This window comes from Methanomethylovorans sp. (assembly GCF_050177135.1).
Taxonomy (GTDB): domain Archaea; phylum Halobacteriota; class Methanosarcinia; order Methanosarcinales; family Methanosarcinaceae; genus Methanomethylovorans.
Window position 1 is genome coordinate 7,037 of the sequence record NZ_JBFXHJ010000021.1, and the last position, 14,429, is coordinate 21,465.

Below are 14,429 nucleotides of genomic sequence, written 5' to 3' on the forward strand. Positions count from 1 at the left end.
CCTCCTGTGATATCGTGGATCTGAACACCTTTTTCCTTCAGGTCGTGCATGATATTACGGGCATGGTCCCTCACCCGGGGCAGGCCGAGTGACTCATCCAGGTTTGCCATATTCACCACATTTCCAGATACTCCCAGCCGGGATGCAACTTCGTGAACAGCGACATTTATGTCCGCGAACATATAGCCTGTCTCCTTCTTGGCGTTCATTATTACAAGGCCTTTCTTGCCTTCCTTCAGCAACTCTATGATACGCTGTGCCACCTTGTACTTCAGGTCTCCTCTTGAAGGTGCCAGGTATTCCTTGCTGGCTGCACCGTGGCGCTTTTCCACTTCCGTTGCTTCTTCCAGGAGCACTTTCTGCCGCTCGAACTCTTCCCTGTCGATAACACCTATGTCCAGCGCAGATTCCAGAGTGATCAGCACTCCTTTTGTATTATTTGCATATCCTGCATGGACCTCAACCTCTATCACCGGTACGTCCAGATCTGCATCCATCACCGGCTCGTGCAGTTCTTCTCCAATGATCATGCTGGCACACGTCCCAACAACGCCTATCAGTTTCGGATGGAACATCTCATTGACCTTTTCAAGCACAGAGGAAAGCTCCCTGCGCCCTCCAAATACAAAACCGTTCTCATCTAGGGCCGTGGTAACTACATGTATCCCGTCTTCTTCGAGAAGTCTCGCATGCTTAAAAGAGCATCCCGGAGGGCCATGCAATATGGCAACATCCACATTCAGATCCCTAAGGGTGTACAGGGCAGCAACTATCGAACTCGGTCTGGGGTGTATTATAGATATGTCATTCGCAGCCATGCTATTCTCCATGGTGTCATATGATCGTTATGATATTTACTTAAAGAAGTATGATTTTTTACACTTATTCAAATGATACTTTTGCACTATACTACAGCCTTCTGATATAAAAGGGCTGTTTTATGTAACAAGCTCCCTATTTTCACCGGAAGCACTTCACACACAGAGCAACAGTAACTTCATCAGCTCTCTTTTTTCTGGCAATTCCCATTGCCCACATTCTTCCCATGTCCAAGCTCTCTGCATAATGGATATTTCCGGTTGCCAGGGGCTTCATCCTCTCGCCTACCAGTATCAGTTCCTCCATATCTGCCAGCCTGCGGCTGATCAGATCAGCAACACCCTCCGGCGGAAGGCCTTCGCATACCTGTGCAGCCTCTTCACCAAGCACCATTATCACCTTTCGCTTTCTTTTTAAACTCAGGTCCAGTGCTTTTTCCACAGAAACTATGTCCATACCAGAGTTAGAATTATCCAGGATCCTGATGTCCTCTTTTGTCATCTCCTGCATCCTGCCCTGCAAACCCCTGAACTGTTGAATGGTATTTTTTATATTTTCCAGTGGTACATCTATTTCAAGAGCTGTGACACAGGATGCAGCAAAAGCTGTGATGTATGACCTTGCATCATATCCATCTGCAGGGAACAATTCGATATATCCTTTCCCGCTTGTAATAGAGAAACTGTTTTTATGCATGTTCAGAAAATGGTCAGCATCTGAAGTTCTGCTTTCTTCATTTTCCATGATACAGAAGGTAGTTATGTTTTCTGTTCCAAGGGATCTATCCAATTGTTCTAATGCTTTCCTGCAGTTCTCATTGAGTACGATAAGTGCTTTTGAAGAATAGTTTAGCAGAGACCTTACTTTTGCCTCACTTGCCATGGATGTTTTGCCTGCGATCATGTAATCCATGTCAAGGGTGGTGATGATGCCAACATTCCCATATCCTGTAACTCCCAGTGATATCTCAAAAATATACGCATCTATCTCCCTTCCGAGCGATCCTGCAATATCCATTGCATCTAGGATACTACCCGGAGCAATGCTAAGACCTTTATGGATCACCTCGCACATACCATCTTCCCATAGCTCTAGTCCTCTGGAAGTGTGTAGCACAACAGTAAGCTTCCTTGAGATCATGTCAGCAAGCAGGGAAGCAGTACTGGTCTTTGCCTTGGTGCCCGTGACCTCGATCATGAGTGGATGATCACTTTCATATTTAATTTTCATGATCTCTCCAACAGCTCTGTGATGAGATATTACGGGAACATGTTTTTCTTCGGCCTGATGCAGCATAATATGGTCGGGATAAAGGTGAACAGGGCTTATTATAAGATCCGTCTCCTCAATAGAGCAGTTCTTTTCCGACACCCATATACCATCTATCTCCAAAGCATTGCATTGTTCAGAAGAAAGCGTTCCATAAACATCCACACCTGTCACATTAAAGCCCAGCTCTTTGAGCTTGCGGGCAATGATAACACCGCCATGTGTCATGTCAAGAACAGCTATATTCTTTATTGCCGGGTCGGTAAGGCGACAGTACATATCCCGGAAAAGCACTTTACTTCTAGATAAGTGCAACGATGGCCTGGTAAACTAAAAGAAAAAGATTGGCCGGTCAAAGCCGGTCTAAATATGATCTCAACTATCGTCGTCAGCTTCGTCGTTCTTGTAACTGTCACTTCCCATCATGGCGGCGGCAATGGAATCGATCCCATCCATCCACTCAGCTACAAATCCGTAAGGGATGTCTTCCATTATATCATCGGGTAACTTACGTCCGTTAATGATCAATGCACCGATCTGTGCTACCTTATCCAGTGAGATCTCTATATTGTCGGCTGCCTCTGCTTCTAGTGCCTGTTTCAGCAGGGTGGGTATTCTTGCCTTTTTGTTGTAGTCCTGTCCTATATAACATTCAAAAGCAGCAAAGGTTCCGATAAGTGATGTCTGCATTGAAGCGATCATCATATCTATATCATCGGATATATGTTCAATTTCTTCAAGGGCGATATCTTTTATCTGAGAGATCGAGTGGAAGGCAGATTCTGCGGAGATGAGCTCTTTATCGAGCTTAGCTACTACTTTCAGGCATGCAAGGATGATGTCGTCCTCCATGTTGATGAAAACCGCACTGTCCTTATCTTGTGGTTCATCAGATTCCTTGAACTCAAAACCACTCTCTTTCACCTGGTTTATCCAGTTGTTCCATCGTTCCCTGGTATAAAACTCATGGGAAAGGATCTCTGTTTCCGTATCAGACATCAAACACCTCTTTTAGGTTACGCTATGTTCTTAGCATTCCGTTAGTAGTATAAAAGACATTCGCATTAATGTCACTTCAATTTTCATAACTGCAATTCTACCTTCTTCAGTGGAGTGGCACATATGTCCCCATCTTCAATATTATCCAGAATATCAGTTATGGTGCATTTGTCTCCTGTGCGCAGTCCTTCCGGGAAGAACAGATCATACATGTCATCTGGGACGTCGCTGCATTTCGGAGGCTCATAGCTGATCTTAGCGCCTCGGATGGCTTTCCTGGAATCAAGGATCGCCACTACCGGAGATTTCACTACTTCTACTGCTATTACTCCACCGTCGTGAAGGAAACATTCATGTATCGAAGGGGTCTTTATCCTGACCACTTTATACCTGCGTCCTTTTTCAAGGTTTAAACATGTGTTCTTGAGCTTACATTTATTGCACTCGTTAGACTCCCCTTCGAATATGAACTCCATGCCTTCTTTAGCAAGCCTGGATCCAATAAGGGTTATTGTAGTATCTACCTCGACCATATCAACACACACCTGGATCTGAATCATTCTATTACTTTAGTAATCTTTGCCACTCTCTCGGCAGCTTCAGGGGTAAGGCCTGAACCGAGTATCGTATATCTTTCCGGACGAATTGTATGTGCTAGAAGCAGAGCCTCCAATATATATTTATCTTCAATGCCCAGCTCTGCAGCAGTAGTAGGAGCATGCAGTTTTTTCAGTCCGTTCCTGATGCGTTCCCAGTCGCCTCCGTGCAGGTACATCATCATGATAGTTCCCACACCACATTGTTCCCCATGCAGTGCAGGTTTCGGGGCCACCATATCAAGAGCATGGCTGAACATGTGTTCAGAACCTGATGCAGGCCGTGAAGATCCTGCAATGCTCATGGCAACGCCGCTTGATACAAGTGCCTTTACCACTATCCTCACTGAACTCTCAAGCTCCGGTTTTATGGAATCGACGGAGTCAAGCACTATTTTTGCCGTCATCCGGGAAAGAGCAGCAGCATATTCACTGAATGGCTCATTTCTCAGCCTGTAAGCCAGTTCCCAGTCGCTCACTGCAGTGTAATTCGAGATGATGTCTGCGCAACCGGCTGCCAGAAGCCTGTATGGGGCATTTGCGATGATCTCTGTATCTGCAATGACTGCCATGGGAGCATTTGCTTCCACGGAGGTGACCCTCTTTCCATCATGTATGGAAGCCCTAGAAGAAACAATTCCGTCATGTGAAGCTGCCGTAGGGACACTGATGAACGGAAGGTCCAGTTCGGTGGCTGCCAGTTTAGCCACGTCAATGGATTTGCCGCTGCCAACACCCAGCAGGTAATTGGAATTATTATAAAGGGCAACTTCTTTAACGCGTTCAACTTCTTCCGTTGTGGCTGATTTGATCGTTATCACACTTGGATCGACACCTGCGTCTGCCAGCATGTCATATACGATATCTCCGGCTATGTTCCGGGTATACTTTCCTGTTACTATCAGGGGATTATTGGCCAGCTTGAGATCATCACAGACACTTTTTACTTCTCTGATGATTCCGTGCCCTATTACTATATCTCTGGGTAATTGCATCCATTTGGTTTTCTCTTCTCTGGGTGGGATCACTTGAATACCTGCAATAGTTTTGTACGGTCGTTTTGTAACTGAATTATGCACTGCATTTTAGTTGAAACGTTTTTGATGACAGAAGTTATTAAACATTAATTCTATTAGGATATTCCTGTAGTATCACATAAACATTTGAGGTTCAATGACTTCGTATATAGATAAGGTTTCAGGATTTATAAACACATATTATATAGACCCTATCCTGCACGATGAGGGTTATAACATAGTCAACACCCTTACATGGGCCATCATACTTGGATTATGTATATTTGCAGTTGTCAAACTGCTTAAAAAACTGGATATACAGGCAGATAACAGGTTCATAGCCTCAATAGTGCCTTTTGTACTTGCCGGATCTTCCATGCGGGTCCTCGAAGATGCAGGAGCCATACAACAACCTTTCAGTTTCTTCCTGATAACCCCAATCATATATTTTGTTGTTTTTTTTATTACGTTGGGATGTCTGGTCATAGCTAAGGCGATCAGTGAAAAATGGACTGGAAAGAGCATGGAAACCATTTTCGCATCCATGGGCACTTTCTGGTTCTTGTTGAACATATCAGTGCTCCTTAGCATTCAAACGGTAGTTCTTCCTGCGGTACTGATCTATATCCTTGGCCTGGGTACATTGATCACATTATTTGTTTATTTTATAGCAAAGAAGATAGATTTTGGAATACTTACGGACCGATTGAACATATCCATACTCGGAGCCCACATGCTGGATGCTTCCTCCACGTTCATAGGAGTGGATATGCTGGGATACTATGAAAAGCACGTATTGCCTTCTTATCTCATCGATCTCACAGGAACAGCATTTGTGATGTATCCGTTGAAACTGGCCATTTTTATTCCTGTGCTGTATATAATAGATACTAATTTCAATGAAGATGATGAGTCCCGCAACCTGCGGACCTTTGTAAAAATGGTGATCCTCGTACTCGGCCTCTCACCGGCATGCAGGAACACTATACGTATGTTTTTCGGGATATGATGAAAATGTCCAATATCAGCAATAAAGAACAAGCATTACAATACATAAGGGGCATTCGCAAAGAAATAGGGTGCATGTTCCTATTGTTCTTGATATCTGCAGTTATAGGATATATAACTGCCATTATGTACCCTGACATGGTTGTAAGGTCCTTGGAGGAGCTTGAAGGACTTGTGGAGCTATTGAAAAACCTGTCTCTGATCGAGATAATGTTCCTTATCTTCCTGAACAATGCCCTGAAAAGCTTGCTCATACTGGTACTTGGCGTTGGCCTTGGGATAGTGCCCTTCCTTTTCATTGCGTACAACGGCTACTTCCTGGGTATTTTTAGTCATAAGATCATAATGGAGCAAGGTTCTCTTTATTTAGTGGCTGGTATTCTGCCCCACGGCATCATTGAAATACCGATGGTAGTTATATCCGCTGCTATTGGTCTGAGGCTTGGGTTTAAAGGACTTGCTTCTCTTAAGGGGAAATCGGTACACTTAAAAGAAGAAATTATCACCGGTGTCAAGTTCTTTTTCTACTGGATCATGCCGTTGCTTTTAGTAGCAGCTGCAGTGGAAACTTTTATAACTTCGGTTATTATCGGCCTGCTGAGCCAGATGTGAAGAACAAGTGAAAGGGAACTACGCAAAGCCTATATAGTTCATTGATATGTGTGAAGACAAGAGAGGGTATAAGATGATAGACAGAAAAGAGATCATAGATATCGTTCAGGATTACGATCCCGATAAGATCAAGATCGGAGCAGTTGCTTCTCACTCTGCATTAGATGTATTTGACGGTGCCGTGGAGGAGGATTTCCGCACATTCGCTATATGTCAGCAGGGAAGGGAGAAAACATATTCCCATTATTTCAAGGCCCAGAGGGATGCATACGGAAGGGTAAAACGTGGAATTGTGGACGAGACTTTGGTGTTGAAGAAGTTCAATGAAGTGCTGCTTCCTCAAAACCAGCAGATGCTGCGTGATCAGAACATCCTTTTCATTCCTAACAGGTCCTTTACTTCATACTGCGGGATAGATGAGGTAGAGAATGACTTTTCTGTGCCTCTAGTAGGCAGCAGGAATATGCTCAGAAGCGAGGAAAGGGGTATTGATCGCGACTATTATTGGCTACTGGAGAAGGCCGGTCTTCCTTTCCCTGAAAGGATCAATGATCCCCAGGATATCGAAGAGCTCTCCATAGTGAAACTTCCGCATGCTGTCAAGAAGCTGGAAAGAGGTTTCTTCACAGCTGCAACTTATGAAGAATACCTGAAGAAATCAGAAGCATTGCTTAAGCAAGGCGTTATCACGCGGGAAGCTTTGGACAATGCAAGGATCGAGAGATACGTTATCGGTCCGGTGTTCAACTTCGATATGTTCTATTCTCCCATCGAGGAAGAAATGAGCAAACTTGAGATACTTGGCATAGACTGGCGTTTTGAGACCAGCCTGGACGGTCATGTCCGTCTGCCTGCACCCCAGCAGATCACTCTGGCAGAGCACCAGCTGACCCCTGAATATACTGTGTGCGGACATAATTCTTCCACATTGCGCGAGTCCCTGCTGGAGGATGTGTTCATGCTGGCCGAGAAGTATATCAAGGCAGCCAGTAAACACTATGATCCCGGCATAATAGGGCCGTTCTGCCTGCAGACCTGTATAGATAAGGACCTTAATTTCTATATCTATGATGTCGCACCCAGAGTTGGCGGCGGGACCAATGTACACATGTCAGTGGGCCATCCTTATGGTAATACCATCTGGAGAAAGAACATGAGTACGGGAAGACGCATAGCTTTTGAAATAAGAAGAGCAATTGAGATGGGAGAGTTGGGTCGCATTGTGACTTGAGCTCTTTTATGTATAGATAAGTAGATTTAATATGTAGACATTACTAAAACGTTGAAATCATTTAAATATCAGTAACCAAATGATAACAACGGTCTGGAGCAAGATATCATCCGGTCATAAGACCGATTGCAAGCATTGCTACGTACTTTTATAATATTTGCCCATCGGAGGGAAATCAGTAATTGAGTCAACCTTGCATTAATATTGGCATGGTAGGTCATGTCGATCATGGAAAAACCACTTTAGTGAGCGCATTATCTGGCGTGTGGACAGATACACACAGTGAAGAGATGAAGCGCGGAATATCTATCAGGTTAGGGTATGCAGATACTACTATCAGAAAATGCCCTAACTGCCCTGAGCCACAATGTTACACTGTACAAGAGACCTGTCCGGGATGTGGGGAGCCTTCAGAAGAAGTGCGCACTATTTCTTTTGTAGATGCTCCCGGGCACGAGACCCTGATGGCTACAATGCTTTCCGGAGCGGCTATAATGGATGGTGCCATTCTTGTGATCGCTGCGAACGAGGAATGCCCCCAGCCACAGACTAAAGAACATCTGATGGCTTTGAACATTATCGGTATCAAGAATCTTGTCATAGTCCAGAATAAGATCGATCTGGTATCTAAAGAAGAGGTAATAGATCACTATAAACAGATCAAGAGATTTGTGAAAGGCACCGTGGCAGAGAACGCTCCGATAATTCCCGTATCTGCTCAGCAGAACATAAATATCGACGCTCTGCTCCAGGCAATGGAAGAGCATATCCCAACCCCCGAATATAAGATCGACAAACCGGCACAGATGCTTATCGCACGTTCTTTTGATATCAACAAGCCGGGAACTCCTATAGACAAGATCAAGGGTGGTGTGATCGGTGGAACTCTGACAGAAGGTGTCTTAGCCATAGGTGAAGATCTTGAGATTAGGCCAGGCTATAAGCTGGAAAGTGAAGGGACTACCAGATGGGTTCCTATAATCACTAAGATCTCAATGCTCTTTGCAGGTAAGGACCCCGTAGACAAAGCCACCCCGGGAGGACTGCTTGCTGTAGGTACTGCACTGGACCCTGCCATCACCAAGAGTGATTCCCTTGTGGGACAGGTAGCAGGGAAACCCGGAACTTTACCACCTACCCGTGATGTATTCACTCTTGAGCTAAATCTGCTTGAACGGGTAGTAGGTGTGATAGATGAAGCAGAGATAGGTTCTATCAGAACCAGCGAGCCACTTATGCTTAATGTGGGCACGGCCACTACTGTGGGTGTGGTCACCAGTGCAAGGAAGAACGTTGCTGAAGTGAAGCTCAAGAGACCGGTATGTGCCAGTGCCGGTTCAATGGTGGCTATCAGCAGAAGGATAGGTTCGAGATGGCGCCTGATAGGTGTGGGAGTCATAAGGTCTTGAAGGTGATAATCGACACGAATGCTCTGATGATACCTGTGCAATTCAATGTAGACATATTCAGTGAATTACACAGGCTGGGTTTTGATCATTTCATTGTTCCTCTGGCCGTGCTAAATGAGCTGGAGAAGCTTGTTACAACAGCAAGGGGTCAGGATCGCATAGCTGCAAAGGTAGGTAAGTCTCTGGCACAGAGGTGCGAACTTGTTCCCATGGAAGGGCATGCCGATGATATCATCGTGTCCCTTGCAGATGATACCGGGGCTGCAGTTTTGACAAATGATATCGGGCTTAAGAAGAGGTTGCTGGAAATGGGCATCAGGGTAATATCTCTCAGACAAAGGACCCGTCTGGAATTATTGTCATAAGCGAGAGTAAAAATTATAACATATAAATAGGTTTATAGCAGGATAACTGGGCTTTTGGAGATAATCGCATGTACAAGAAAATGAAGCTTTCAGATACCATCCGGGTAGCTCCTGATCTTTTGGGTGGGGATGTTCAGGTCAATGTTAAGAATGCACTGAGGGAGAAGCTTGAAGGCAGGCTTGATAAGCAGATAGGTGCCATCGTTGCTATCACGGAAATTGAAAAAGTAGGTGAAGGGCACATCCTTGTGGGCGATGGTGCAGTCTATTATGATGTGGATTTCGATGCCATCGTGTTCTCACCCATGATACAGGAAGTAGTTGAAGGAGAAGTTGTTGAGACCGTTGATTTCGGGGCTTTTGTCAGCATAGGCGCTATGGATGGTCTCTTACATGTAAGCCAGATCACAGATGACTTCATGTCATATGATGGAAAGAATGGCCGGCTTATGAGCAAAACCGGAACCCGTTCCCTTGGTGAAGGTGACAGGGTGAGGACCAGGATAGTCGCGCTCAGTATCAATGAAAGGGAACCAAGGGAAAGTAAGATCGGTCTTACTATGAGACAGAATGCCTTGGGTAAACTGGAGTGGCTCGAAGAGGAAAGGATGGCTAAATCCAATGCTCAGGAAGAGGTTTGAACATGGCAGAGCAGGTTTGTAGGGAGTGCCACAGGATAGTCACAGGCCAGACGTGCCTGGTATGCAGTTCCAGTAACCTTAGTAGTGATTGGAGTGGCATGGTGATAATTGTGGACCCAGAACTTTCCGAGATAGCCCAGAAAATGGAGATCAAAGTAGCTGATCGGTATGCACTGAAGGTGCGGTAATTGGTGAAAACGATACACCTGCCTGCAGAACTGCGTCCTTTGTTAAGGAAGACCTTTGGTGTCCTTTACACTGGTACCGGTGATGACACAATACAAAAGCTTTCCAAAGACCTGGGTAGTCCCACAAAACTTATATCGGTGGGTGATGTTACTACATTCCACTTGCTCAATTCCAATATCATTCCGGACATCCTTATCGTTGATGACCGGACAAAACGCGGGCCGGCGTCGGCACGCGTAGTAGTGGGCACAAAGCATACAGGGTTCAGTGAAATATTCGTGGATAATCCTCCCGGGGTCATAACCGAGGATCTGATAAATGTGGTCCATGACGCAATAAGATCAAAGGACCATGTGCGAATATTCGTGCGCGGCGAAGAGGACCTTGCAGCATTGCCCGCAATACTGCTTGCACCTGAAGGTTCGGTTGTGCTGTACGGGCAGCCGGATGAAGGGGTGGTGCTTGTCAATATCACACGATCTAAAAAGGAAGAGATCCTTGACCTGCTGGACAAGATGATACATGGGCAGGAAGACAGGAACAATTTGATAGATATTCGGAGGAAATTCAATGGATGTTAAAATCATTGAGGATAAGAATAATGTACTTCTCAACAGGCGTGAGCTTAACTTCGAGGTAACTTTCGAAGGGCCCACTCCCGCAAGAATGGACGTAAAGAACAAGATGGCAGCATTACTGAACGTGCCACTGGAACTTGTCGTTATCCAGAGGATGAAGAACGATTTCGGAAGGCAGAAGCTCAACGGTTATGCAAAGATCTATGAAGATGCTGCCCGTATGAAAAAGATAGAAGAGGAACATATCCTCGCGAGGAACAAGCTGCCTGAGTCACCAGAGGAAAAAGCAGAAGCAGTGGAAGAGTAAAAAGGTGTAACAATGGCAGTAAAAGATTACTATAAGGTCAGCGGCGATAAGATCGAAAGGACACACCAGGCCTGCCCAAGATGCGGAGAGGGTGTATTCCTTGCTGAACATAAGGACAGGCGTACCTGCGGTAAATGCGGTTACACCGAGTTCAAGAAATAAATCTCTTACCTTTTTTTCTTTATTTTAATTTGTTCAGCATACTTGCTAAACTAAGTGGTCAACTGAAAGTAAATTGAATACTTCTATTTTCATAGTTGGTCTAAATAGATTTTCAGTTATTCACGGGACTACAGAAAATATTGTTTTAGATGTTACGTTAGCTATTGAGACTTTTTATCGTACACTTTTAGGCTTATTTTGTACGTCTACCTAATTAATATATTTTATATTGTCTTTCTAACTGCCGAAAAATATAAGAAGGCTTAAGTAGTGCCAGTTATTATCTAAATCAAAAACGTATGTAACATCTAAATATGTATGTGAAATTGAAAACTGAATGAACATCAGTTTTAAATTTTCATATATCTGGGTATTAACAATTGTAAATTTGCTTTAGACCATATATAGGTAATTAAAGCAGCAACTTATCTAACAAAAAGAAAAAAGGGAAGGAGAAAATGAATTCTGTTTATGCTATAGTTGTTGGCATCCTGTTGGGAATAATGATATTTGCCCTGAAAACGGGCGTAGGATGTGGTTTTTCCAATATCCACAGAAGAGATGTGTTGATCATTGCTGCAAGTTACTTTGTCATTTCCGTAATTCTTGGCGGCCTTATAGGAATGGTGGATCAGTCCAATCTGGATGTGATAACCAGCATGGGCATGACCCTGCACGTTGTTGTGGCCTTGCTCCTCATAGGTGCAGGGATATACACTCAGAAGAAGTGGTCATGTGGACATGACGTTACCAGACGCACTTTCCTTTTTATATCAGTTCCATGTCCTGTGTGCCTAACTGCTCTCTTTGTATCCAGTATGATACTTGCATCCACACTTGGATGGAGCGGGCTTAGAATTGGAGCATTGGTAGGATCTGTCTTTTTCATCACAGTCATATCTTCCACGTGGATATTCCGGAAAATGCATCGTACACCGGAAGACCTTGGGGCAGTGATGATGTTCCTGGGTATATTCTATCTGCTTGGTTCCATGCTCGTACCTGCTTACATAAAGTCAAAACAGCTTAATATACCTCCGACAGGGGGAGAGCTGGATATCATTCCCTTACTTGTGCTTACCGGATTAGTTATATGTGGATATGTTATTGGAAGCCGGAGAAGTGTATAAACATGACTATTACTTCCTCTATATTTTCTATACTCTATACTTTCTCATCCTCTTTGCTGTATCCTGTAGTTATTATCCTGATACTTATGTCTCTGCTTTCTCTTATTATGATAGGCGAGTTCCTATCCGAATATGCAAAAAGGAGTAGGGACACCAATAATCTGGAAAGTGTATGTCTTGAGGTACAAAATAGTATCAAAGAATCCAACTATAATTTTGCTGCAGAGGCTCTGCGAAAAATAAAACAGAATTTTATAGTTACATCTTTTGCACATGCTGCAGCCGGTCATCTGGAAAAGAACAGAGTACCTGCAATTGAGTGGCTTTCCGAGGAATATGAAATAAAGATGGCAAAAAAACTTGAGCAGACACGTATCATATCAACTGTCGCACCTATGCTTGGGTTGATGGGTACCCTCATTCCTCTGGGACCTGCCCTTATTGGCTTATCTCAGGGTGATATTGTGCAGCTTGCCAATAACTTGATGATAGCCTTTGCAACTACAGTTGTAGGCCTTTTTGCAGGCAGTATCTCTTATGTGCTCACGCAGGTAAGGAAGAGATGGTACTGGCAGGACATGGCAGATATCGATTACATCCTCGATAGCCTGGAGGCAAAGGAATGAAACAGAAACGTTTCAGGAGAACAGGTCTACTCTATGATGCCGATGAGGTCAATCCTCTAACAGGTGTTGCAAATCTTTTCGATATAGCCATGGTATTCTCTGTGGCCTTGCTGATCGCACTGGTCATGTCTTATCAGTTACCTGAACTGCTTAGCAACACCGATGATATAACCATTGTGAAGAACCCCGGTCAGGAGGATATGAAGATCATCATAAAAGAAAAGGGTCAGCCTATCGAAGTGATGAACCTTACCGACCAGATAGGTGGAGGCACTGGCGATGTTCTGGGCACAGCATACAAACTGGCGGATGGCAGAGTTGTGTATGTGCCTGATGATGGGAACGAAAGTACTACCTAATCGATTACAAAAAGTGGAGTATAACAAAAAAACAGAATGCTGAATGTATAATGCACTTCGGTACCGCCGCCAAGCAATGTATCCGAAGTGCTCAGCACACGTTATCGGGGGATAACATGCAACGGAACTATATATTGACAATAGTATTAAGTGTATTGTTGTTAGCATCGCTCACAACAGTGGTATCGGCAGCCGGAGAGAAAATAAACATAACTTACATCGCGTACACGCCAAGTGATGCGTTACAGTCTGCAAGTCAGACAAATGTGTACAGCGCATATATAGATTTCACATATATTCCAGCATACAATGCTTCATATTCTGCAAGCGATGAACTGCTCTCTGCGGTTGGAAGCGGATTTTTAGGAACTCAGGATGTCATATTCTGTGATATGGTAGGCAGTAAGGTCTACAATTCCAACAACGGAGCAGTAAATGCTACCCTGCAGGCAGCACACGACAACGGTGCTTCATTGCTGAGCATACGTACAAGCAGTGCACCTTCATATTTTGATTATGTTTCGGATGGTGATGGCAACGATACTATCTGCACCTACTACAACAGTATGGGCACAACCGGCGATGGTCTCACAAATGCAGAGAACCTGCTCATATATCTTGCAACAGAATACAGCAACCTTTCTGAGATCATTAATAGCGATGAAAGCCCCACCGATGATGGCTCAACTGACAACAGTTCAACAGGTGGCAGTTCAGTTGGTACTGGTGATGTGAAGTACCTGTTTGTGCTGGGCACGGATGTTAATACTGCTGCCCTTAATAGTGCAGCGGCTGGAGCGGATATATCCTCAGAACTGAGTACAACCGTTATTGCAAGGGGTGAAACTGTACCTCGGGATCTTGACTTCTCCGGGTATTCCATGATATTCATTGAATCCAGGGATGAGGCTACTGTTACGAACTGGGTCACCAGCATAAATGCCGCCAAAGCCAATGGGGCAATGGTCATTGGTTACAATCTTTCCGAGAACATCACCCTGCCAAATGTAGATCTCTATTCTGGCAATTACACTGATATTGAAAGATACTGGCTGCAGGGTGGAGAGACCAACATGGGCAACATGCTGAAGTTCATGGGGCAGAAGTTCTCCG

At 44.4% G+C, this 14,429-nt stretch carries 18 protein-coding genes and 1 pseudogene; 14 read left to right on the top strand and 5 right to left on the bottom strand.

The window, feature by feature from the left end; genetic code table 11:
- The 5 genes from cfbD to AB7U21_RS03165 form a co-directional block, all read right to left on the bottom strand.
- The coding region (gene cfbD / locus AB7U21_RS03145; RefSeq protein ID WP_428386966.1) for a Ni-sirohydrochlorin a,c-diamide reductive cyclase catalytic subunit at positions 1 to 818 on the bottom strand (818 nt) is incomplete at its 3' end.
- Between the two features lie 142 nt (positions 819 to 960).
- Positions 961 to 2,367: a coenzyme F430 synthase gene (gene cfbE / locus AB7U21_RS03150; RefSeq protein WP_333786942.1), complete on the bottom strand. Its 1,407-nt coding sequence runs from the start codon at positions 2,365 to 2,367 to the stop codon at positions 961 to 963.
- 96 nt (positions 2,368 to 2,463) lie between these two features.
- Positions 2,464 to 3,087, bottom strand: a complete 624-nt coding sequence (locus AB7U21_RS03155; protein ID WP_333786941.1) for a DUF2150 family protein — start codon at positions 3,085 to 3,087, stop codon at positions 2,464 to 2,466.
- 83 nt (positions 3,088 to 3,170) lie between these two features.
- On the bottom strand, positions 3,171 to 3,620 hold the full coding sequence (locus tag AB7U21_RS03160; protein WP_333786940.1) for a UPF0179 family protein: 450 nt from the start codon (positions 3,618 to 3,620) through the stop codon (positions 3,171 to 3,173).
- Positions 3,621 to 3,643: 23 nt separating this feature from the next.
- Positions 3,644 to 4,711, bottom strand: a complete 1,068-nt coding sequence (locus tag AB7U21_RS03165) for an NAD(P)-dependent glycerol-1-phosphate dehydrogenase (RefSeq protein ID WP_333786939.1) — start codon at positions 4,709 to 4,711, stop codon at positions 3,644 to 3,646.
- 145 nt (positions 4,712 to 4,856) lie between these two features.
- Between AB7U21_RS03165 and AB7U21_RS03170 the strand changes: the two genes are divergently transcribed.
- The 14 genes and pseudogenes from AB7U21_RS03170 to AB7U21_RS03235 form a co-directional block, all read left to right on the top strand.
- A complete protein-coding gene (locus AB7U21_RS03170) occupies positions 4,857 to 5,708 on the top strand; it encodes a DUF63 family protein (RefSeq protein WP_428386970.1) in 852 nt (283 codons plus the stop codon).
- Positions 5,705 to 6,319: a stage II sporulation protein M gene (locus AB7U21_RS03175; RefSeq protein ID WP_428386972.1), complete on the top strand. Its 615-nt coding sequence runs from the start codon at positions 5,705 to 5,707 to the stop codon at positions 6,317 to 6,319. Before AB7U21_RS03170 ends, AB7U21_RS03175 begins: the two co-directional genes overlap by 4 nt.
- Before the next feature lie 73 nt (positions 6,320 to 6,392).
- Complete coding sequence (locus tag AB7U21_RS03180) at positions 6,393 to 7,550, top strand: formate--phosphoribosylaminoimidazolecarboxamide ligase family protein (RefSeq protein WP_333786936.1); 1,158 nt, start codon at positions 6,393 to 6,395, stop codon at positions 7,548 to 7,550.
- 182 nt (positions 7,551 to 7,732) lie between these two features.
- On the top strand, positions 7,733 to 8,959 hold the full coding sequence (locus AB7U21_RS03185; RefSeq protein ID WP_333786935.1) for a translation initiation factor IF-2 subunit gamma: 1,227 nt from the start codon (positions 7,733 to 7,735) through the stop codon (positions 8,957 to 8,959).
- Positions 8,956 to 9,324, top strand: coding sequence for a DNA-binding protein (locus tag AB7U21_RS03190; RefSeq protein ID WP_333786934.1), 369 nt, complete (start codon positions 8,956 to 8,958; stop codon positions 9,322 to 9,324). Before AB7U21_RS03185 ends, AB7U21_RS03190 begins: the two co-directional genes overlap by 4 nt.
- 68 nt (positions 9,325 to 9,392) lie before the next feature.
- On the top strand, positions 9,393 to 9,965 hold the full coding sequence (locus tag AB7U21_RS03195) for a DNA-directed RNA polymerase (protein ID WP_333786933.1): 573 nt from the start codon (positions 9,393 to 9,395) through the stop codon (positions 9,963 to 9,965).
- A 2-nt stretch (positions 9,966 to 9,967) separates the two neighbouring features.
- The gene (spt4, locus tag AB7U21_RS03200) at positions 9,968 to 10,153 is read left to right on the top strand and encodes a transcription elongation factor subunit Spt4 (RefSeq protein WP_333786932.1); all 186 of its coding nucleotides are present in this window, start codon (positions 9,968 to 9,970) and stop codon (positions 10,151 to 10,153) included.
- Positions 10,154 to 10,735 carry a GTP-dependent dephospho-CoA kinase family protein gene (locus AB7U21_RS03205; protein ID WP_333786931.1) on the top strand — a complete coding sequence of 194 codons (582 nt, stop codon included), beginning with the start codon at positions 10,154 to 10,156 and terminating at the stop codon, positions 10,733 to 10,735. It begins immediately after the preceding gene.
- Positions 10,725 to 11,039, top strand: a complete 315-nt coding sequence (locus tag AB7U21_RS03210) for a 30S ribosomal protein S24e (protein WP_333786930.1) — start codon at positions 10,725 to 10,727, stop codon at positions 11,037 to 11,039. Before AB7U21_RS03205 ends, AB7U21_RS03210 begins: the two co-directional genes overlap by 11 nt.
- A 12-nt stretch (positions 11,040 to 11,051) precedes the next feature.
- Entirely contained in the window at positions 11,052 to 11,201 is a 150-nt protein-coding gene (locus AB7U21_RS03215) for a 30S ribosomal protein S27ae (RefSeq protein ID WP_333786929.1), read from the top strand.
- Positions 11,202 to 11,659: 458 nt separating this feature from the next.
- The gene (locus AB7U21_RS03220; RefSeq protein ID WP_333786928.1) at positions 11,660 to 12,331 is read left to right on the top strand and encodes a DUF2162 domain-containing protein; all 672 of its coding nucleotides are present in this window, start codon (positions 11,660 to 11,662) and stop codon (positions 12,329 to 12,331) included.
- A gap of 2 nt (positions 12,332 to 12,333) precedes the next feature.
- Positions 12,334 to 12,957 (top strand): MotA/TolQ/ExbB proton channel family protein, encoded by a 624-nt coding sequence (locus tag AB7U21_RS03225; RefSeq protein ID WP_333786927.1) that lies wholly within the window; start codon positions 12,334 to 12,336, stop codon positions 12,955 to 12,957.
- Positions 12,954 to 13,316 carry a DUF2149 domain-containing protein gene (locus AB7U21_RS03230; RefSeq protein ID WP_333786926.1) on the top strand — a complete coding sequence of 121 codons (363 nt, stop codon included), beginning with the start codon at positions 12,954 to 12,956 and terminating at the stop codon, positions 13,314 to 13,316. Before AB7U21_RS03225 ends, AB7U21_RS03230 begins: the two co-directional genes overlap by 4 nt.
- A 116-nt stretch (positions 13,317 to 13,432) precedes the next feature.
- Positions 13,433 to 14,429: pseudogene (locus AB7U21_RS03235) on the top strand (cobaltochelatase subunit CobN); the annotation flags it as partial.